Here is a 21389-nt window from a genome sequence, read left to right on the forward strand (position 1 = left end):
TACTATGTTTTTCAACAACATATCAGTAATATTCCAACAAAAAGAGGGTGAATCATTAACTTATGACACACCCTCCTTTTATTTATGTTTTCATATAGAATCTTTATCCAACAAGAAATCAAATACGTCCATAAATACGATGCCGTCATCGTTTTGGTATTTTTTGATGAGGTCGCCTGTTATCACATACTTCATAAAACTATCGTCTATACGTAGCAAAGAGGCAAGTTCTTGTTTCGTCTTCTCCTTGTCTGGCAAACTGAGAGCCGACTGGATGTAGCAGCGTTTGTAGCCTTGGTTGCAAACAAAGTCAACTTCAAGCATCCGTCTCACTTTGGTTCCTTTTTCGTCCACGCCGTTGATTTCTACGTTGCCAATGTCCACACTATATCCACGGTAGCGAAGTTCATTATAGATGGCATTCTCCATCAGATGGGTTTTCTCTTGTTGGCGAAAGCCGAGAAGTGCATTGCGAATGCCTAAGTCAGAAAAATAATATTTCAATGGCGTTCCGATATACTTACGGCCTTTTACGTCATAGCGATTGCATGGCTCAAGCAAGAACGCATCTGCAAGATATTCGATGTATTTCTTGATGGTTGCAGAGCTTATAGAGACATTCTTTACAGATTGGAAAGTATTGGCAAGTCGTTGCGGATTGGTAAGTCCGCCAATTCCCGATGCGAGAATCTTGAATAAATCGTTGAGTTCTGCATCGTTCTTTATCTTGTTTCTGTTGATGACCTCTATCATGTAAGTCTCTGTCAAGAGGCTGTTCAGAAGTCTCACTTTTTCTTCTTCTGTCTTTTGTAGAACAACAGGCGGAAGACCACCATAAAGCAAATATTCGTTCCAACCATCCTGCTTGTCGCCATCATATACGGTCATAAATTCAGCAAAGCTGAGTGGTGAAACGTGTATTGGGTATCCTCGTCCACGAAATTCGGTTATTATATCCTTGGATAGGAAGCGTGCATTGCTTCCCGTCACATAAACATCAGCATTGGGAATATGTAATAATCCATTTAGTACATCTTCAAACTCGTCAAGCATCTGTACCTCATCAAGCAGAATGTAATAAGGTTGGTCGTCAGCAATCTTCTCTTTTACATACTTATAAAACTTGTCAGGATTGCGAAACTCCTTGAATGCATAGTCATCGAATGCCATTTCTATGATGTGGTCGGGCATGACTCCATCGTCTTCAAGGAAACGCTTGAAGAGACGAAACAGCAGAAAGGATTTTCCGCAACGGCGCATACCGGTAATGATTTTTACCAGTCCATTATGGCGTGAACTAACCAACTCTTGTAGATATTTGTCTCTATTTACAATCATAACAGGAAAGATTTTTGCGGATTTCCGCATTTTTCTTTTGCAAAGATAATACTTTTATTAATTCTATGTAGAATTTTTGCGGATTTCCGCAGTTTTCTTTCGCAGAATTAACGGTTACCGCTTGATATTTTAAGTTCGTTAACTTATAATGGTAAATACAGAATCATCCCTCTCTGAGGGATTTTTCTGCATTTCTATCTTTCTCTTCTCACAAATCGTTTGAGCAGGAAGGTGAGGAAGTAGGGGAAGGTGTAAAACTTACCATTGAAACCGATGTTCTTATTGCAGAGCTTGATGCCGTATCTGATGTCGGGATATTTACTATCTTGTGCTGTTAGCTTGGCGAGCGACTTGGTGGCATTATCCATGGCTTTTACTTCAACGGGGATGAGCGACTGGGCATCACGAATGAAGAAATCCATCTCTAGGGTAGATTTCTCGTTGCGATAGAAGTAAAGATTATAGCCTTGCTTTACCAGCATGTCTCCAACGATGTTTTCGTAGATGGCGCCCTTGTAGGTACCATAGTTCTTGTTCACCCTGATGTCTTCTTGCGATTCCTCATCTAGCGAGGCAACCAGCAAGCCCGTGTCCTTATAATAGAGTTTGTACGATTTCAGGTCGTAGTTGCCTTTCAGAGGTAAGGATACTTGGGCGAGACAATAGCAAACGTTGATGATACCTGCATCACGAAGCCATTCGATGGTGCCAACGTATTCTCTGTTTCTTGCTCCATGGGCAATCTTGCTTATCTGAAATTTCTTGTTGTCTTGTCCCAGGAAGACAGAAATATGGTCGTACACGTTCTTGATTTTTCCTTTGTCGAGTCCTTGCGCATATTTCGTAATGTCTTCCTCATAGTCAAGAAGAAGCTGGCGCTGTATCTTGAGCGTGCCGCTGAAGTTTCCGTTGCTCACGAACATATTGACTACGGCAGGCATTCCTCCGATGGTCATGTATTCACGGAATAGCCTCTCTAAAATATCCATTTCCATATTAGAAAGTGGTGTGATGGAGACCATCTTTTCGTAAAGGCGTTCTATAAAGGCAGAATCATAACCTTTTGCCCATAGGAATTCCTCGAAATCCATTGAGTGCATCGTGTAGTCTTCCTTATATCCCACGCTGTTCGATTCTATCTCGCGATAATTGATACCCATAAGCGAGCCAGAGCAGATAACATCGTACCTGCCATCTATCTTGAAGGCTTTCAGACTGGTGGCGCAGGCAGGACAATCCTGCATCTCGTCGAAGAAGATGAGTGTGTTACCTGCTTCTATCTTGAGAGAAGGATTGATGAGGGTGAGGTTCCGGATAATGCTGTCTACCTCGTAACCTTCTTCGAAGATTGCCTTGTATTTTTGTTGCAATACGAAGTTGATGGCAACCACATTTTGATAGTTGTCATGGGCGAATTGTAGGATGGAAGCGGTCTTTCCTACTTGTCGGGCTCCCTTCACGATGAGGGGCATTCTCTCCTTATCGCTTTTCCATTCCTTGAGATAATTGTCAATCTTTCTGCGCAAAAGCTTCATAATCAATATGTTTATAGTTCTTATTCGAGTGCAAAGATACAACTTTATCACAAAATTCCAAAGGAATTTACTCTGAAAATCACAAAATTCCTGTTGTTTTAAGGTGTTTTATCACAAAAATCCGAGAGTTTTGCGCTTTGTCATCACATTATTCCCTATTCATAAAGTGAAAACAAACTTTTATCTTACGTACGTAGGCGTAAGATAAAAGCTATAAAGTAAAACTGTTTTCTATTTATTGGAGCGAAGTAGTATTTAGCTTACCCCACATTGCAGCAGCCTTTGGTGAAAAACTTAAAGATGCGTTGGAGAATCATCGTGGATATTCCCACGCCTCGTGGTCACACAATGCCAATCAAACGGCTCTTCCAATTGATTTCATCATACTTGTATCTGATTAAAGCTTAAAGGACTATTATTTCTTTATGCTAAAGGCATGAACCAGTGTCAGCACAGCCAAGGCGATGCCGCATTCCCAATGCCACAGTCCGATACTTGAATTGGCTCCTTCAATGAACAAAAGCAATACGATGCCTGTGATTGTAGTAATGATAAACAAGGTGGATGCGACAAGTGTAGGGAAGAACTTTTTGTAGGCTCTTCGTTTCGCCAGCGACATAAACATCTTTCTATATCGCTTGGTGTGCAATACGACGACAATCAGCCAGAGAAGTGTTGATACAATATGACTGACTGCCCAGTTGTGCCAAGCTTCATGGTTGCTTCCACGTCCTGCAAGATGAAAACCAATACCAGTTACTACGGACAGACTGAAAGTTAAAGCCATGATGCAGCCTGAGCGTACCTTGCCCTTGGGCTTTTGCCTAAGGGCTTGCCTTGTTGAAAATTTGCAATTTACCATATCTCTTTTTTGGCTGCAAAATTAGTCCTTTTTTTTGAAAGGTAAGTTGGATAAAACGATGTAGCTTTTGCTCTATTCAAGGTATTTGCTACGGAAGGCGGTTGGGGTGATGCTTGTAGCCTGTGTAAACAGACGTGTAAAGTACGCCCAATCCTCAAAACCGAGTTGATTGGCTATCTGTTTCACCGACAAGTCGGTGCGTGCAAGCATACGCTTTGCCAGTAGCACAATCTCGTTTTTTATATAGGATGAGGTACTCAATCCTGTTAGCTTTCTGACGATTTCATTCAGATAGACGGTGGAAATGTTCAGCTGCGAGGCGTAGAATGCTGGCTGATGGTTTTCCGCAATGTGTTGTGCCAGCAGGTTGCGCAGTTGCAGCATAATCTCCGTGTGGCGATGGCTATGCTTTGTTTGCAGTGTGAATTTCTGTGCTTGTTCAGCTACAACAGATACAAAAGCTTCTGCCATGCGTTGGGTGCCAATGCCAATAGACATCCCCTTGTTGCTGTTGAGGCGATGAGCAAGAATGGAAGCAAGACCGCACAAGTCATTTCGCTCGGTATTTTCTATTTTGAATGCTGATGCAGAAAGCAATAGATGGTCAAGGATGCATTTCTCGTCAGAGTCCACATAGGAACAGTCAACCATCAGTAGCCAACCCTTTATGCCTTCTGCTGCAATGAATCTGTGCATTTGTCCTGGCTGCACGATAAAAACGTCATTCTGTGCCAGATGCAATTCCTTGAAGTCAATCATTCCACAAGCCGTCCCGCTCTCGATCAAGCCGAATATGTAATAGTCGTCCTGATGATCGTATGTGATTGGCGGATGATTCGTGCTATGCGGGGCAATCTCTCTTACGACCACTCCACACCTTATGTATTGCGCTGATTTATGTTGTGGTACTCTGTTCATTGGCTTCTATCGTAAAACTTCATAATGTAATGGTCATTAAATTAATTGCAAATGTACGAAGTTTAGCTGATAAAGTAGCAAGTATAAGGTGCTTTTTATATTTTTTTAATCGCATTTCTTATCCGCTTTCATAATTTTGCCTTACCTTTGCGCCCTAATTCCACGAAGTGGGAGATAATTATACAAAAGCAGGGAGGCTTGAAAGGAAAGCCGTTATACAAAAACAGTTATGGATAGAGTTAAGGAAGTATATAAGGTGACGATAGCGGGAAGCATCATCAATGTGGTGCTGCTCGTGCTGAAGTTTGCTGCAGGTATCCTCGGACATTCGGCAGCCATGATAGCGGATGCCATCCACTCGCTTACCGATTTTGCCACCGATGTGGTGGTACTGGTATTCGTAAAACTGAGCAATAAGCCGAAGGATAAGGACCATGATTATGGGCATGGCAAATACGAGACGCTTGCCACAGCGATCATCGGTATTTCGCTCTTCGTGGTGGGTGTGATGATCTGTTATTCTGGCGTTACCAAGACCTATCGTGCCATCTGCGGCGAGACACTCCAGCAGCCGGGCATTGTAGCCTTGATTGCTGCCATCGTAAGTATCGTGATGAAGGAGTGGGCTTATCAGTTTACGGTTAAAGCCGGAAAGAAATATCATTCCGAGGCTGTAGTGGCAAATGCCTGGCATCATCGCAGCGATGCTTTATCGAGTATCGGAACGATGTTCGGTATTGGTGGCGCCATCATTCTGGGAGAAAAGTGGGCGGTGCTCGATCCGCTTGCAGCCATCATCGTGAGTGCCTTCATCATCAAGGCTGCCTGGGGACTGGTGACGCAGTCTGTGAAAGAACTGACGGATGCCAGTCTTCCAGAAATGGAGGAAGATGAAATTCTGAAGATTGCGAACGAAGAGCAGGGGGTTGGAGAGATTCATAACCTGCGTACCCGTCGCATCGGAAACAAGATTGCGATAGAAATGCATGTCCGCATGCCGGGTTCTCTCTCGCTTTATGAGGCGCATGAGCATGCTACTCATATAGAAACAAAACTGAAGCAGCACTTCGGCGCAGATACCCATGTGGGAATCCATCTCGAACCGATTAAAGTGAACGGAAAATATCAGAAACCGGAATAACTGAAATAAAAGGAAATAGCCGGAATAAAAGGAAACGAGCCTTGACGGTAGGAAGAAACCTCCATCAAGGCTCGTTATTTTATTTGATATCCGAATCGTGTTTCGGATATTTATCATCTTTTGGGATGATTATTATCTGATTATATTATCGGCCGAGATTTACGCTGGCTCCTGCCATAATCCACAAACCTGGCTGCTTAACAGCTGTGAGGTCGTAGTAGCGGTGGCAAGTGATGTTGTCGGCTTTCACGAAGATATTGTATTTTTTCTCGTCCCACATCAGCTTGCAATCCACCTTGGTGTATGGATGATAGCCATTCATTCTCTGCTGCCATCTTACGCTCCAGGATGCTGAAAGCTTGTTCCAGATCTGATGATCCAGTCCGAATACAGCCTTGTGCTTCAGATACTCCAATGCATAGAGTGATTTCAGAATGTTGGTCTCGGTCTTATGATCCTGATAGATGTAAGCATAACCCAACTTGATGCGGGTGATGAAACTGTTTGGTACCAACTCTCTCATGTAGATAGTAGCATCTACGTTGTAGCCCATGTTGTTGAGCTTTCCGATGTTCATCACGTGATACTTGCTGTCGTTCTGCTCGGTCACGGATGTCTGAACCCAGTCAATCATGTTGGTGCCGTGTGCGTAGAATCCGCTTACGGTTGCGGCAAAACCAGTCTGGCGATACAGGGTTCCTACCTTGAAGGTGGAGTTCTTCTCCGGGTTCAGGTTGATGTCGCCCTGCTGCACCACATTACTTATATATAAGTCGGTGTAGGTAGGCATTCTCAGAGCCTTGTTCCAGGATGCGTAGAACTTCCAGTTGTCGTTAGGACGATAACTCATATCTACACCAGGATAGAAACGGAAGTCGTTGTCCAAACCTGTATTCTTGTTAGCCAAGATACCAGCCGACAAGGTGAAGCCGCCGAAGATGAAGTTGTGCTCCAACATGATGTTGGTGTTGGTGCGCTCACCCTTTCGGGTATATTGACGGTCGGAACCCGAGATGTCCTTATAGTCTTTCTCTGCGAGTTCCTCGCCCAATGCAGTAGAGTAGATGCACTCCTTGCTGATATCGAAGCCCACTGCGGTCTTACCCAAAGCCCAAGCCACGTTGGCATTCAGACCACCACCATAAACATCTAGGTCGTGATAGTTCTCGCCTGCTGCAGCTCCAGCCTTTCCACGAATCAACTGATAGTGATCCTTGAATTTGTTATAATAGAATTGAGGTGCAATCTCCCAGGTCTTCTCCTGGTTGTGCAGACTCAGGTTGAGCGAAGCCATACCGTGGTCTGTCTTCTCATATTGGTTGTTGTATTTGGCGCTGTAGAAAGTGTTGGCACCGTAGCTCTGGGTAGCAATACCCAGCTGGGCGATGATGTCGAAACGCTGGTCGTAAGAGAACGAGAGATTGCCGTAGCCCTGTCCCTTCTCGAAGTCGCTGTTCTCCGTGCCGCCATCCGAGCGCTTGTAGCCTCCGCTTACGGAATAAGCCTGAGTCCACTTGCCCGTTTCAAAAGCCGTCTGCACACGCCCCTGTGCTCCGAAACTTCCAAAGCTTCCGCCTTCTACACTTGCAGATACTCCATCATTCTTTGCCTTCTTGGTCACGATATTGATGGCACCATTAAAGGCTGAAGTTCCGAATACGCGCGATGCTGCCCCCTCGAGCACTTCGATGTGGTCGATGTCAGCAAGAGCTACAGGAAAATCAGAAGCATTGTGACCAGTCTGTGGATTGGAAATGTTGACGCCATTCAGGAGAATGGTAATCTGGTCGAAGGTTCCACCATTGATGGAGATATCCGTCTGAACACCAAAGCCACCACGCTGACGGACATCCACGCCGGTAGCTAATTTCAATACATCGTTGATAGTCTGCGCAGCCGCACGATGAATATCGTCGCGGGTAATGACAGACACAATCTTAGGTGACTGCTCTACAGTCATCGGCGCACGAGATCCGGTAACGCTCACCGCATCCAGCTCGTAAGCCTTTCCGCCCTTGTAGAGGGTAGAATCAACCTTGGCTCCCTCTGTGCTTACGCCTGCTGCCTTGGCATGGCTCAGCGTAGCAACGCTGAGTGCGCCAACAAGAACCTCTCTTCCCAAAACTGCGAAGAGTGAGTAGTTCTTGTTAGAGAATCGGTTGAACTTCAAGCTGTTGCGCTTGTTGTAAATTGTTTTGTACATTAAATAAAATGTTTATAAATGAATAATAAATCGAAGCCGCAAGCCTGCACGGTTTTCGGCATTCGGGGTGCAAAGGTAATGTCTTTCCTTGAAATGACAAAGCAAAATGTGATTTATTTTATTTCCATCGTAAAGTTTTAATTTAAATCAAGCGAATTTGTATTTTACTCTTCACTCTTCACCTTTTCGCCTGAAATGCCGATAAACACTGGGGGTGTGAGAGGTGAAGAGTGGTCCTTCACTCTTCACCACTCTTCACCACCCTTCACCTTTTTTGAATTTTTCTTCCTTTCAGAATTAATAGTCTTAGGGCTTTCTGTCCGTTCCTGCACTAAATGCGAGGATTCTCTTACTAGGAAAAAATAATCGTCCTGTAGGAGATTTTTTTCTGTCACGACGTTTCGTTTTGTGCCTGGTCGGGGCAAAATATTGCCACGGCAAGGGCAATATTTTGCTCTCCTGAGATAAAAAACTGAACGTCAGGACGCTGTTCAGGTGAAGTGTGGTGAAGAGTAGTGAAGAGTGAAGGACCACTCTTCACCTCCCATAATGCCGATAAACACAGGGGTTCCCGGCGATTTGGTGAAGAGTGAAGAGTAAAATCGAGAGTGGCTTTTATGCCAATTGTTTTGAGCAGGATGCAATCTATTCCTATCTATTTTGCGATTTTCTTGGAGAATCATTTGCTTTTTCAGATTATTCTTGTATCTTTGCAACTGATATGAGCAGCCTTCGGCAATGACTTGGCATGGCTTTTGCTGAATGCTGTATGATTTCATCATTAAAACTATTAGTAAATAAAAAGAAAGGAACAGATAAAATGGAAAAGATCAACGTAAAAGAACTGAATGATAATATCTTCGACACGATAGGTAAGGAGTGGATGCTGGTTTGTGCCGGCAATAAGGAGAAATTCAATATGATGACCGCCTCATGGGGCTGCCTGGGATGGCTTTGGAACAAGCCGGTGGCAGTAGTTTTTATCCGTCCGGAGCGCTTTACTCACGGCATCATCGAGGAGAATGAGTTCATGACCCTCTCTTTCCTCGGAAATAGCGAGGAGGCTCGAAAGATATATAACTTCTGCGGTTCTAAGAGTGGACGTGATTTCGATAAGGCAAAGGAAACAGGATTGACTCCTGTAGAGACCGATAACGGCAGCATTGCATTCGAACAGTCTCGACTCACCCTGGAATGCCGCAAACTCTATAAGGACAATATGACAGCGGAGAAGTTCCTCGACAAGGACTTGCTGCAGTGGTATGGTGCCAAGGGTGGATTCCACGATGTCTATGTCGTGGAGATTACCAATGCTTATACAAAGTAATAATTCAAATATGGCTCAAGAACAGACAGCAATTCGTGAACGCCAGAAAACGAGGCTCAAGGAGCCGGGGCGTTACGTGGTAATGATGTTCAACGACGACTTTACACCGATGGACTTCGTGGTAGACATCCTCGAAACCATCTTCTTCAAGTCGCAGGCTGAGGCTGAAGCAATCATGCTCAAGGTTCATCACGAAGAGAAAGCCGTGGTGGGCACCTACAGCTATGACATCGCCAAGAGCAAAGTGGAGAAAGCGATGGAGAAAGCCCGTACGCAGAAGTATCCCCTGAAGCTCACTTATATGCCAGAATAATAAATGGGAATTTAGAGGGAAGTGAAGGCAAGTTAGAGTGATTTTTGGGGGCGATAGCTCCTAGAATGATATTTACTTTTTTCGCTTTCCCCATAAAAAAGAAGGGAAAAGAATAGATGGATAGTATGGGATTAACCCGATATATGAGTGTCTTGATGGATGACGCAATGAAGCAGGCTCGGTTCTTCGACCATGAGTTTGTGATGCCGGAGCACATGCTCCTGTCATTGCTCCGCCAGTATGCCTTCTGCCAGGCTTTGCAGGAGGAGGGCGTGGATAGTTTCAAGATGCACGAGGACTTGGTGGGATGGCTCGCCAAGCAGGAGCGTGTGCCTGAAAATATCAAATATCTGCCTGAGCCTTCATCGCTCTTCAAGACGATGTTTGGTACGGCTTGCGCCTTGGCTGCTGCCGCTGACCGAAAACTCGTGAACGTGCCTCATTTCGTACAGGCAATGTTTGGCTTGCAGAATTCAGAAGCCGCCTTCCTGCTGTGCAAGAATGTGGGCGACCGGCAGGGCGAGTTCCTGGCGAGTGTGGATAGCTATTATCCGCTGGAAAACGAGGCTGCGGAGGCTAATATAGGCATAGGCGCCGACTATGATGACGACGATTATGACAATGACTATGATGAAGACGAGGAGGAAGGCAGAAGCCGACAGCCTCAGGATTGGCATCATCTGGTTACCTGTATCTCTGATAAGGTGGAGGAGCATAATCCGCTTATCGGCAGAGAGCAGGAACTGGATAGAACCATCCAGGTGCTCTGTCGTGCCGAAAAGAATAATCCGCTTCACATCGGTGAACCGGGTGTAGGCAAGACCGCCCTGGTTTATGGTCTTGCCAAGCTCATCAATGAGAATCAGGTTCCTAATCGTCTTAAGGGAGCCCGCATCTATGGTATGGATATGGGACAGATGCTTGCCGGCGCCCAGTATCGTGGCGATTTCGAAAAGCGTATCAAGATGGTGATGGAGGGAGCCGCCAAGGAAGGCAACACCATCATCTATATTGATGAGATTCATAATATGATAGGTGCAGGTCGTGGCTCTGATGGTGGACCTGATGCATCCAATATGCTCAAGCAGTATCTGGAGGCAGGCGACATCCGTTTCATCGGCTCTACCACCTACGAGGAGTTCAACCGCTACATGGCGCAGAGCAAGGGCATCGTGCGCCGCTTCCAGCAAATAGATATCAAGGAACCTACCGAGGAGGAGGCTATCAAGATATTGGAGGGCTTGCAGTATAAATACAATAAGTTCCACAACGTGACTTATCGCAAGGACGCTCTGGAATATGCCGTCCGTGCCAGTGCCAAATACATCAGCAACCGCTGTCTGCCAGACAAGGCCATCGACCTGATGGATGAGGCGGGTGCTTATCTGGAGGTGCATCCTGTGGAATATCGCCAGCGTTCTTACGTTACCAAGGCGATTATCCAGCAGATTCTTACCAAGGTCTGCAAGATAGATGCGGCTGCCATCAAGGATGAAAACAATAATTCTCTGGCTACACTCCGCCAGCGCATACTCGACAAGATCTATGGTCAGGACAAGGCTGTGGATAAGGTGGTTGAGGCTGTGATGATGGCGAAGGCAGGACTGGTGGATGATGACAAGCCGATGGCGTCGCTGCTCTTCGTGGGGCCTACGGGAGTGGGTAAAACCGAGGTGGTCCGTGTGCTGGCTAAGGAGCTCGGCATCGAACTGGTGCGCTTCGATATGAGTGAATACACCGAGAAGCATACCGTGGCTAAGCTCATCGGTTCGCCTGCCGGATACGTGGGTTATGAAGATGGCGGTCTTCTTACCGATGCCATCCGCAAGACACCAAACTGTGTACTCCTGCTTGATGAGATAGAGAAGGCGCATAGCGACATCTACAACATCCTGCTGCAGGTGATGGACTATGCCCGATTGACCGACAACAAGGGGCAGAAGGCAGACTTCCGCAACGTGATCCTCGTGATGACATCGAATGCCGGAGCGCAGTATGCTTCGCAGGCAAATGTAGGTTTCAGTGGCAATGTAACCCGTGGTGAGGCGATGTTGGCTCAGGTAAAGAAGACCTTTAAGCCAGAGTTTATCAACCGACTTTCCGATACCGTGGTGTTCAACGATATGGATAAGCACATGGCAGAACTGATTCTTGCCAAGAAGCTTCGTCAGCTCGATGCAAAGTTGGCAGCAAAGGGAGTTTCTATTACGCTTACCGATGCGGCAAGAGAGAAGATTCTGGAGTGGGGCTTCACCAAGGAATATGGAGCCCGCGAGATGGACCGTGTCATCGGCAACCGCCTGAAGCCAATCCTGATGAAGGCGCTGCTCTTCGGCAAGCTCAAGAAGGCAGGCAAGGGCTGTGTAGATTTCGATGGTAAGGAATTGGTGATTAATTGTTAGAAAGCGATGATATTACAGATAGATGAAAATGCGGAAGAGATTTATTTTCCCGATCCGCATTACGGCGATGACGACGGATGTTTTGCGATAGGTGGCGACTTGAGTATCGACCGCCTGCTGCTGGCTTACAGCAACGGCATCTTTCCCTGGTATAGCTTTCGCGACCAGCCGGAGATTCTCTGGTTCTGTCCGATGAAGCGCTTCGTCATCTTCCCGGACGAAATCCACATCAGTCATTCCATGCGCACCCTGCTGAGGAAGAACCGATACAGCGTGGGAATCAACGAAGATTTCGATGCTGTGATTCGTGCCTGCAGCAAGACCAATGGCCGCTATGAGGAAGAGGGTGCCTGGTTGGGCGAAAACATCATCCAGGCATTCACCGCCCTTCATGAGCAGGGCTTTGCGGCAAGCGTGGAGGTATGGGATAATGAGACCGGTGAACTGGTAGGCGGACTTTATGGTGTCACCATCGGTAAGGTCTTCATTGGCGAGAGCATGTTCTCCAGGGTTCCGTCGGGCTCTAAGATAGCCCTTATCTTCCTGGCTCGTTATCTGCAGGAGCATGGAGGTAAGATGATAGATTGTCAGCTGGAAACCCCGCATCTCAAGTCGATGGGTGGCAGATATATTTCCTACGAGGAATATATGGAAATCATGAATGAAGAATAAGAGTGATTCTTCTGAGAATGGATAGAAGAACTTCTTTTGAATAAAGAAATAAAGGCTAGGTTCCCAGAATCGGGAATCTAGCCTTTATTTTATTTAGAATATCGGTGTGCCTATGCAACCGTTAGGTGCCTGAATGTGCAGCATCGCACAGACGGTAGCGGCAATATCCGTCATATAGTGAGGCTGGGCACTCTCGCCGTGCTGGATGCCCCAACCCATAAACAGGCAAGGAATATGGATATCGTATGGATTCCATGCTCCGTGGGTAGTTCCCTTTCCGTTGCCGTATTCGTAGTGGGCAGGCTTCAGTACAATCTGGACGCTTCCGCTGCGCTCACGGTTGTAACCGTTGATGGCACGGAACTTCAGCTCTTCAGGAATGCTCTCTGTGGAGGTCTTCTCCATGTCGAAGGCATAGTGCACATCCTTGTCTTTCTTCAATCTGTCTACTACCACCTGCTTGATGGCTGCGTAATCCAAACCGAGTTCTTCGATGATATCTGTGTTGAAGAACACCTGGTAGTTCATGATCGTCTTCACGAGATCCTTGTCGGTATTGAACTTAGCTTTCAGAATCTGATTCAGCTCTTCTACCAATCCCTTTTTGTTCCAGATGCCGGCAGGGATTCGCTGATCCTGCAGGAAGGTAGCGTTGTTCACGCCTCCATGGTCGGCGGTGAGGAAGGTGAGATAATTTCCCTTGCCTACGGTCTGGTCGAGATAAGCGAAGAAATCTGCCAAAGCCTTATCTAATCTAAGATAGCAATCTTCAGTTTCGATAGCGTTTACGCCCACCTGATGACCGATGTAATCGGTGCTAGAGCAGCTGATGGTTAGCAGGTCAGTATCTGTGTTTCTACCCAGGTTCTCGCCCTCGATGGCAGCCTTGGCAATATCGAAAGTCAGGTTGCAGCCGAATGGAGTGTTGCGGAGAATCTTGTAACCATGCTTTTTATATAAGGTAGGCAGGTCGAGTGGCAATACAGCCTTCTCGCCCTCAGCGATTCCATTCTCGTAGTTGTTGTCATCGTTGGTGCTCTCCTTATAGGAATCGATAGGGTAGAGCGTCTCCCATTTCTTGGAAAGATACTTGTTTGGGAGTTTCTGCTTGTTGAACTTGTTCACCCACTCTGGCAACTTATCCATATAGAAAGTACTGGTGATGAACTTGCCCGACTTGTCATCAAACCAGAAAGCGCCATTGGCGTGATGGCCCGCAGGGAGGATGGATGCTCTGTCTTTCAAGGCTACACCAATCACCTTAGAGCGGTTGTTGGTAGCCAGACGGAGTTCATCGCCGATGGTGGTTACCCACAGATTGCGAGGCGACATCTTGCCAGCCTTGCTGTCGGAACCTACAGGGTTAACGGTATCGTCGGCAGTACAATTCACTACCTTTCCATCTTTCACGAAGTTATTTCCTGCAATTCCGTGGATGGAAGGAACGGAACCGGTCCAGATAGAAGAGTGGCCGATGGCTGTAACCGAAGGAATGTAAGGAATCTTGCAGTTTTCTACGCTGAATCCTTCTCCGAGCATTCTCTTGAATCCGCCTTCGCCGTAGCGGGCGTAGTAGCGATAGAGATAATCCCATCGCATCTGGTCGATTACGATGCCTACAACGAGCTTAGGTCGTTGAGGCTGAGCCTGTGCGATGCCGCAGAAGCAGCAGAGCACGAAGATGAGTTTAAAAATCTTATTCATAGTCAAAATGTCTTTTTTATACATAACCATTCAGTATTGTATATTATAATTCGGTTGCAAAGATACAACTTATTTTGGTATTTAACGATAAAAAAGACGATTTTTACCCAAACTTCTCATGGCGTTCAATACAGCCAGTACCGTAACACCTACATCGGCAAAGACAGCCATCCACATGGTTCCAAGACCAATGGTGGCGAGAATCAGTACGGCAACCTTCACTCCGATTGCAAATATCACGTTCTCGTGAGCGATATGAATGGTTCTTCTGGCTATCTTTACGGCAAGGGCAATCTTTCTAGGGTCATCATCCATCAGTACTACATCGGCAGCTTCGATGGCTGCATCGCTACCCAGTCCACCCATGGCAATGCCCACATCGGCACGTTTCAATACAGGGGCATCGTTGATGCCATCGCCTACGTAAGCGAGCGTCTTGCCTGTAGGTTTCGTCTTCAGCAGTTGTTCTACATGCGAAACCTTGTCGGTTGGCAGCAGTTCTGCGCGGCACTCGTCCAGTCCCAGTTTGTGGGCAACATCTTCTCCCACTTCTCTGCGGTCACCCGTCAGCATTACCGTTTTCTCTACTCCCAGTTCTTTCAGCTCTCTGATGGCGTGGGCGCTTCCTCCCTTAAGGGTGTCGTTGATTACAATATGTCCCGCGTACTTGCCATCAATGGCGACGTGGATGATGGTTCCCACCTGGTTGCAGTCGTGCCATTGGGCGCCGATGCTTTCCATCATCTTCTTGTTGCCCACGCAAACCACCTTTCCGGTCACTTGGGCACGGATACCCTGTCCTGCAATTTCCTCTACATCGGTCACCTCGCAGCCATCTGTTGCTTCTTGCGGGAAGGCAGTACGCAGGGCTGCTCCGATAGGATGAGTGGTGAAATGCTCGGCATGAGCTGCCAAATGCAGCAGAATCTTCTCCTTGTCAGAATATTCGCCAATATGCACATTATCTGCATTGTGGGATGGATGGTCTGGGCAGGAAGCGTCTGTATGAACAGCTGCCACGGCAAACTCTCCGTGGGTCAAGGTACCCGTCTTGTCGAACACAACGGTTCCCACCTTGGCTAAAGCATCCATATAGTTGCTGCCCTTGATGAGAATACCGTTCCGGGATGCTCCACCGATGCCGCCAAAGAAGGTGAGGGGCACGCTGATGACCAGGGCGCAAGGGCAGGAAACCACCAGGAATATCAAGGCGCGGTTGAGCCATAATGGGAAGTTCTCGCCAAAGGTTCCTTCACCTACGATTCCTGTTGCTGCCAGGAATGGAGGAATAACTGCCAGGGTAATGGCTGCGAAAACAACGATAGGAGTATAGACTCGGGCAAAACGGGTGATGAAAGCCTCGCTCTTCGACTTATTCTTGTCTGCACTCTCTACCAGAGAGATAATCTTGGATACGGTACTTTCGCCAAAACTCTTTGTGGTGCGTACACGAACCACTCCCGACAGGTTGATGCATCCAGACATGATAGTATCGCCTTCGTTCAAATCCCGTGGCATACTTTCTCCCGTCAGGGCAACAGTATTCAAGGCAGAATTGCCCTCAATGACAACGCCATCCAGAGGCACTTTCTCTCCCGGACGGATTACGATAGTTTCTCCTATCTTGACGTCTTCCGGCGAAACGGTCTCTACCTCTCCGTTTCTTTCAACATTCGCTACATCCGGTCGGATATTCATCAGATGCGAAATACTGTCGCGGCTCTTTCCTTCCGCATATCCTTCGAAGAGTTCGCCCACCTGAAAGAAGAGCATCACAAAGACTGCCTCCGGGAATTCTGTATCTGATCCTGGGAAGAATCCGATGCAAAGGGCTCCGATGGTAGCGATAGCCATCAGGAAGTTTTCGTTAAACATATCGCCCTTGGCAATACCTTCTGCAGCTTCGCCCAGCGTCTCGTGTCCTATCAATAAATAAGGAATGAGATAGACGAGGAGTAACTGCCAGGTAGCCAGGTCGTAATTCTTTTCGATGAAAACAGCTGTTATCAGGAGAATAACAGTTACACCGATAAGGATGAGTTTGGATTTCAAACCGCCTTCTTCATGGTGATGATGGTGGCAACCGCATCCCTGGTGCTCATGTTCTTCTGTGGAGCATGAGCAGTCATGATGATGTTCATGATGATGTTCGTGAGAATTTTCACAATGGCATTCATGATGATGTTCGTGAGAAAGTTTCATTTCTTCCATAATTTTGCAATACTTTTAGTTCTATATACTCCGGAACATTCAGTTCCTTTTTCTATTTCGGTTGCAAAATTACGAAAAGGTTTCTGCAACTTGGTTGCAAAAGCTCCAGTTGCCCTCTTTTTTGCCGGATACTCTTACTCAATCGTCTGGCTTCTTGGGCAAAGTAAGAAGAAACTGATGGAGTGACAAATGTTTCATAAGGTGTGTTGTAACATCCTCAATACATGAGCCGCCACAAAGATATACCAACATTAGAGAACGTAGAATCTCACTATATTAATAGCCATACAATGTACATCTCAATCCCAAGGTGAAATCTATTGTTTGATCCAAAAGAGCATTAAATAACTCCATAAACGAAAGAATTCCTCCAAAAGGAGCAAGTTTCTTAGATTTTATTTGTATTTTTGCCATGTCATTCAGAGTTTTATTTGTTTTTATATACAACACTAAGATAAGTGAAATTTCTGACATGGTAAAATCCAAAGCAACTATGTGTTGCTCTTATAAAATTAAATTATGGTGTTACGGAAATTAGGAATAATAAAAATCTTTTAAGATGAAACATTGTGTGATATTTATACTAATAGGGCTATTGGTAACAAGTTGCATTCATGGTGATTACTGGGATTTAGGCAACGGTTACTCTTTTTGTGAAAAAGGCATTTATAAACAAAACGAGCAAGGTGTTGACACATTGGTGCTATTTCCTGAAATTATAGATTATGCTTATAATGAACAGTTTATCGTGGCACATCAAAATTTTGACTCAGCAGCACTTGACAATGATACTGTTTGGTTCGGAAAGGATATTAAATATTATCAGCAAATGAAACTGCAAGGAAGAACGTTTTGGATTATAGATAAAGTTAAGGATACGATTTATGGTCCATTGGATAAAAGTAGATATGGCTGTATTGTAGATTCTTTAAGAATTCAGCTAGCTTTACATAAGAAATGATACGGTGAAGAGCAGTGGAACATTTTCATACTAAAAGAAGATAATACAGTAAGATGGATAGGTTGATAGAACTCATAAAAAGCAATTCCTTCTCAGCAGCAGAAAAACTGTTGAGAAAGGAACTTGCTTTGTCACCAAATAACTGCTATTTGTTGACTCAACTTGCAAATGTCCTATGGAACAGATGCAAAGATAAGGAAGCTTTGTCTTATGCCGATAAAGCAAAAGAGGTATGCCCTGTCATGCCTCTCTTGAATTATACTCGTGGCAGAATCCTTTGGTCATTAGAAAAATATGAGCAATCCATAGAAGAGTGGGATGTTGTTTTAAATATGACTATTGAGGAGGTTGCGGAAAATGGCTATGGTGTCAGATGGGCAAAGTCTGTCATCAATGATTCCAGATATTATAAGGCAGATTGTTTCTATCACCTTTTTAAAGATAAGGAGGCCTTGGCTCTCATGGAAGAGCATTTGTCACACCGAGGAAAAGGTATTGAAAGTGATTTCTCAAAAAAGGAAGCTGTTCTTTTCTATAAAGTATTAAAGTATAGTCATCCAAGGACTGTTGCAAAAGCTTCAGATATAGGATATGCTTCAGAATCTCAGCGGAATCGAATCTTGAAAAAGATTGATGCTTTGGAAGAGAGTAACAATAAGGAGAAACTAGTGCGTTATCTTCGTGTCATTTGCAAGCGTTATTCCAAAGAGTATTATTTGAAGACGATTCTTTCCGAGACCTATAAGACTATTGGGGATAAGGCAGGTTGCTTAACTTATGCAAAAGCAGCTTTTGAGCAAGAACCCAATGACCCTCTTGTTAAGTATGACTATGCTGTTGCGTTGATGTTTAACGGTTTATCTGAAGATGCTCTTTTGCAGTTTAAAGAATTAGTTGCGTTAGGGCTAGATTATATCGCATTCTCCGAACATGGTGAAGGAGTAAGCTGGGCAAAGAAACTTTTGCGGAATACGCAAAAACAAATCGACCAAATTCAAGCAAACTTGCAATGAAAAAAGCAGTTAAGCCGCAATAGTTTAACTGCTTGATTTTCAAAGTGGACCAGCTTGGGCTTGAACCAAGGACCTCCAGATTATGAGTCTGTGCCGAGCCTTACTAACTCCCGCGAACTTAGCAAGGTGTAACCAACTGAGCTACAAGTCTTTTTATGCTATTTATCAACCTGTTAATGAACACTGATAGAATGAAATTAGTCAACAATCATCCTTTTTGCAGGTGCAACGATAGATTGCATGATGCAAAGTTTTTAGGGATTCATTTTATAGAGAGAACCCCATTTCTCTGATAATCTCTTTCACCACGCTGAGTTTTACAGTCTCAGTATCGCCCTTGTCATAGAGCAACAGGAGTTCTATCTCTCCATTTTGTTCTTGTGCTAGAACATTGTAAGTGATAACTCTTGCTCCACCCGAGAGTCCTTTATGTTTGGACTCAATAGCCATTCGTATCTTGCGGATGCCAGGTGATAGTTCTGTTCCTTGAAGAGGATTCTCTTGCAAGCTCTTTTTGAATTTATCCAAGTCATGTTTGAAACTTGGGTATTTCTTACTCAGTCGTTTGGCTTCTTTGGCAAAGTAAGAAGAAACGTGAAGATTATAGCTCATCGAGAAGACTGTCTAAGGATTGAAGTTGTTTCTTTCCTTCCATATGGTCTTTTACTTCCTGCAAAGCACCACGAAGTTCAGCTGCAAGGTCTCTCTTGTTGCTCACAATATCATCTGAGCTGATAGGTACAATCTTGAAGCTACCTGTACGTGACTTTAAAATCACGTGTTCACCAGCGTTTGCCTTTTTAAGGTATTTGGTCTGGTTTGTTCTGAAATCTCTTGTACTGACTACTAACATAATCTTAAATGTTTTAAAGTTTACGGTGCAAAGATAATGTTTTTATTTGACTTGGCAACCATTTTGGTAACCAAATTTTTGTTTTTATGGATAATTAGCTAAAAAACAAAGCCAACCTCCACATAATAGTAGAAGTTGGTTTGTGTTTAATGTAGAATTTCTTCATGCAGTATTATCCATACAATGAAGTTCCCGAATTTATTGCCAATGTAGTTTATTGCTTTATTCTTCATTTACCATTTCCCAATCCAAAACGCCTTTGCCTTCTTCGTCTAGTTCTATGCCTAAGCCTACTACCTCTCGCTTGTCGGCCTTGAAAGGCTCCAGGTATTGTCGGTCATGAATTTGCTTGATGGCAGCTTCCTTGCCTCCATTGTTTCTTAACTTCAACTCTATTACGTAGATGTGATGAGTTGTTTTGACAATGAGGTCGATTCTGCCAGTAGAAAGCATGTGCTCTACTTCCACCTTCAAGCCGATGGCATTCAAGATGGTACTGATGATCAGACGGTAACGCTCTTCCATATCCATGGATGCCAACTTCTTGTTGCTGTAAGGCACATCGGCAACCAATGCTTTGAGCGCTTTCATCGCTTTGTCTAACTCTTTATATTCCAAATATTGGTACAACTGCGCTTGTAGAGACTGCGTATCAGCCTCTTCTCGCATGGTCAATGCAGGCAGTACGCATTCGTAGAGCGCCTGTTTTACCTCTTCATTTGGGAAGCCTAAGTGATAGACATTTCCTACGCACGATTTGATGGTGAGATAACCTGATTGATATAAGAAGAGTTCTGGACCTCCGCCAGTAACATCGGAAGTCTCCAATGTGTTGCGGAGAATCATGCAATCCTCAAAATCAGGTAGGCGCAACTCAGCATCTTTAATGAACTTCGGCAGCATGGAAGTGGCTCCCGATGATGCCCAATAACTGTTGAGATCCTGGGTGTCAAGCGCATTGATGAGGCTGAAAGGATTGTAGACGTCAACCATGTTTCTGCGACTGAAATGGTAACCGTCGTAGTAGTCCTTCAGCTTGTCGTGGGTTTCCTGTAAAGTCCATCCGTTTACCTCTGCCATTTTTTCAAGTTCAGGCTTGAAGTTTTCTTTTATCTCCTCCTCAGTGATGCCGCAGATGGCTGCATATTCAGGGAGGAAACTGATGTTGGTTAAATTGTTGAGCACGGAGAAAAGGGAAATCTGCGTAAACTTGGTGATGCCTGTGATAAAGACCAGACGCTCGTATTCATCATCGGCCTTTAAAATGGCAAAGACTTCACGATATACCTCGGTGCATGCTTCGTGTTCCGGGGTCTTCCAAGAGTGCTGGAGTGGAGAGTCATATTCGTCGATGAGGATGGCAACCTTCAAGCCCGTCTGTTTGTATGCCGTCGTAATGATGGCATCAAAGCGGTCGGCAAGCTGGGCGGTAGGATCGGGAGTGATGGCATACTTCTCTTCGTAGTATCCGAATCGCAGATTCAGGTACGAACGCAAGGTTTCTGCATTGGCTCCTCCACGGCTCATGTCGAGTCGAATCACAGGATATGCCTTCCAATCCTTCTCCAAGTCCATGATTTTGAGACCTTCGAAGAGTTCCTTTCTTCCTTCAAAGTAACATTGTAGCGTATCAATGAGCACAGACTTTCCGAATCGGCGAGGACGGCTCAAGTAATTATACCTTCTACCTTTGTTCGCCAAATCCCAAATGATGTCAGTCTTATCAACATAGAGATAGTTTTCTTCTCTTATCTTGTTGAAAGATTGTATGCCTATAGGCAGCTTTCTGTATTCATTGTTTGCCATAATCCTTTCTCCTTTATTTGTATGGCGCAAAGATACGGCAAATAATTGAAACCACCAAATTTTAAAAGAGGAATTACGGTGTTGCTTTTAGGATGTACATTCTTTCTGCATGCTTGAATGCGCGGTTTCA

17 protein-coding genes and 1 pseudogene are annotated in these 21389 nt (G+C 45.1%); 7 read left to right on the forward strand and 11 right to left on the reverse strand.

Annotated features, from left to right (window positions below; genetic code table 11):
• Positions 1 to 90 precede the first annotated feature (90 nt).
• The 4 genes from ACQRBJ_RS07630 to ACQRBJ_RS07645 all read right to left on the reverse strand — a co-directional run bounded on the left by ACQRBJ_RS07630 (position 91) and on the right by ACQRBJ_RS07645 (position 4605).
• A complete protein-coding gene (locus ACQRBJ_RS07630; RefSeq protein ID WP_445303264.1) occupies positions 91 to 1338 on the reverse strand; it encodes an ATP-binding protein in 1248 nt (415 codons plus the stop codon).
• 194 nt (positions 1339 to 1532) lie between these two features.
• Positions 1533 to 2873: an ATP-binding protein gene (locus tag ACQRBJ_RS07635; protein ID WP_445303265.1), complete on the reverse strand. Its 1341-nt coding sequence runs from the start codon at positions 2871 to 2873 to the stop codon at positions 1533 to 1535.
• A 415-nt stretch (positions 2874 to 3288) separates the two neighbouring features.
• Entirely contained in the window at positions 3289 to 3660 is a 372-nt protein-coding gene (locus tag ACQRBJ_RS07640; RefSeq protein ID WP_287592844.1) for a hypothetical protein, read from the reverse strand.
• 147 nt (positions 3661 to 3807) lie between these two features.
• Positions 3808 to 4605: an AraC family transcriptional regulator gene (locus ACQRBJ_RS07645; RefSeq protein ID WP_287609994.1), complete on the reverse strand. Its 798-nt coding sequence runs from the start codon at positions 4603 to 4605 to the stop codon at positions 3808 to 3810.
• A gap of 277 nt (positions 4606 to 4882) precedes the next feature.
• Between ACQRBJ_RS07645 and ACQRBJ_RS07650 the strand changes: the two genes are divergently transcribed.
• Positions 4883 to 5794 carry a cation diffusion facilitator family transporter gene (locus tag ACQRBJ_RS07650; RefSeq protein WP_445303266.1) on the forward strand — a complete coding sequence of 304 codons (912 nt, stop codon included), beginning with the start codon at positions 4883 to 4885 and terminating at the stop codon, positions 5792 to 5794.
• Positions 5795 to 5939: 145 nt separating this feature from the next.
• Here the strand turns inward: ACQRBJ_RS07650 and ACQRBJ_RS07655 are convergent, their stop codons facing one another.
• Entirely contained in the window at positions 5940 to 7997 is a 2058-nt protein-coding gene (locus ACQRBJ_RS07655; protein ID WP_445303267.1) for a TonB-dependent receptor plug domain-containing protein, read from the reverse strand.
• An 820-nt stretch (positions 7998 to 8817) separates the two neighbouring features.
• Here ACQRBJ_RS07655 and ACQRBJ_RS07660 point away from each other — a divergent pair.
• The 4 genes from ACQRBJ_RS07660 (at position 8818) to aat (ending at position 12711) form a co-directional block, all read left to right on the forward strand.
• Complete coding sequence (locus tag ACQRBJ_RS07660) at positions 8818 to 9324, forward strand: flavin reductase family protein (protein ID WP_153122913.1); 507 nt, start codon at positions 8818 to 8820, stop codon at positions 9322 to 9324.
• Between the two features lie 10 nt (positions 9325 to 9334).
• Positions 9335 to 9637, forward strand: coding sequence for an ATP-dependent Clp protease adaptor ClpS (locus tag ACQRBJ_RS07665; protein ID WP_153122911.1), 303 nt, complete (start codon positions 9335 to 9337; stop codon positions 9635 to 9637).
• 167 nt (positions 9638 to 9804) lie between these two features.
• Positions 9805 to 12039, forward strand: coding sequence for an AAA family ATPase (locus tag ACQRBJ_RS07670; protein ID WP_445303277.1), 2235 nt, complete (start codon positions 9805 to 9807; stop codon positions 12037 to 12039).
• 6 nt (positions 12040 to 12045) lie between these two features.
• Complete coding sequence (gene aat, locus ACQRBJ_RS07675) at positions 12046 to 12711, forward strand: leucyl/phenylalanyl-tRNA--protein transferase (protein ID WP_295346366.1); 666 nt, start codon at positions 12046 to 12048, stop codon at positions 12709 to 12711.
• 93 nt (positions 12712 to 12804) lie between these two features.
• Here the strand turns inward: aat and pafA are convergent, their stop codons facing one another.
• From pafA to ACQRBJ_RS07690, 3 genes and pseudogenes are all read right to left on the reverse strand, one after another.
• Complete coding sequence (gene pafA / locus ACQRBJ_RS07680; RefSeq protein WP_445303268.1) at positions 12805 to 14415, reverse strand: alkaline phosphatase PafA; 1611 nt, start codon at positions 14413 to 14415, stop codon at positions 12805 to 12807.
• A gap of 81 nt (positions 14416 to 14496) precedes the next feature.
• Entirely contained in the window at positions 14497 to 16467 is a 1971-nt protein-coding gene (locus ACQRBJ_RS07685; protein WP_445303278.1) for a heavy metal translocating P-type ATPase, read from the reverse strand.
• A 321-nt stretch (positions 16468 to 16788) separates the two neighbouring features.
• Positions 16789 to 17040 (reverse strand): annotated as a pseudogene (locus tag ACQRBJ_RS07690) (hypothetical protein); the annotation flags it as partial.
• 145 nt (positions 17041 to 17185) lie between these two features.
• Between ACQRBJ_RS07690 and ACQRBJ_RS07695 the strand changes: the two are divergent.
• A complete protein-coding gene (locus ACQRBJ_RS07695) occupies positions 17186 to 17587 on the forward strand; it encodes a DUF3997 domain-containing protein (RefSeq protein WP_287562843.1) in 402 nt (133 codons plus the stop codon).
• A gap of 53 nt (positions 17588 to 17640) precedes the next feature.
• Complete coding sequence (locus ACQRBJ_RS07700) at positions 17641 to 18600, forward strand: hypothetical protein (RefSeq protein ID WP_445303269.1); 960 nt, start codon at positions 17641 to 17643, stop codon at positions 18598 to 18600.
• A 267-nt stretch (positions 18601 to 18867) separates the two neighbouring features.
• Here the strand turns inward: ACQRBJ_RS07700 and ACQRBJ_RS07705 are convergent, their stop codons facing one another.
• The 3 genes from ACQRBJ_RS07705 to ACQRBJ_RS07715 all read right to left on the reverse strand — a co-directional run bounded on the left by ACQRBJ_RS07705 (position 18868) and on the right by ACQRBJ_RS07715 (position 21259).
• A complete protein-coding gene (locus tag ACQRBJ_RS07705) occupies positions 18868 to 19212 on the reverse strand; it encodes an addiction module toxin RelE (RefSeq protein ID WP_294967801.1) in 345 nt (114 codons plus the stop codon).
• Entirely contained in the window at positions 19202 to 19453 is a 252-nt protein-coding gene (locus ACQRBJ_RS07710) for a prevent-host-death family protein (RefSeq protein WP_287562838.1), read from the reverse strand. Before ACQRBJ_RS07710 ends, ACQRBJ_RS07705 begins: the two co-directional genes overlap by 11 nt.
• 222 nt (positions 19454 to 19675) lie before the next feature.
• Positions 19676 to 21259, reverse strand: coding sequence for an AAA family ATPase (locus ACQRBJ_RS07715; protein ID WP_445303270.1), 1584 nt, complete (start codon positions 21257 to 21259; stop codon positions 19676 to 19678).
• Positions 21260 to 21389 lie beyond the last annotated feature (130 nt).

Origin of the sequence: Prevotella sp. SGI.167 (assembly GCF_050313615.1) — a bacterium.
GTDB lineage: Bacteria > Bacteroidota > Bacteroidia > Bacteroidales > Bacteroidaceae > Prevotella.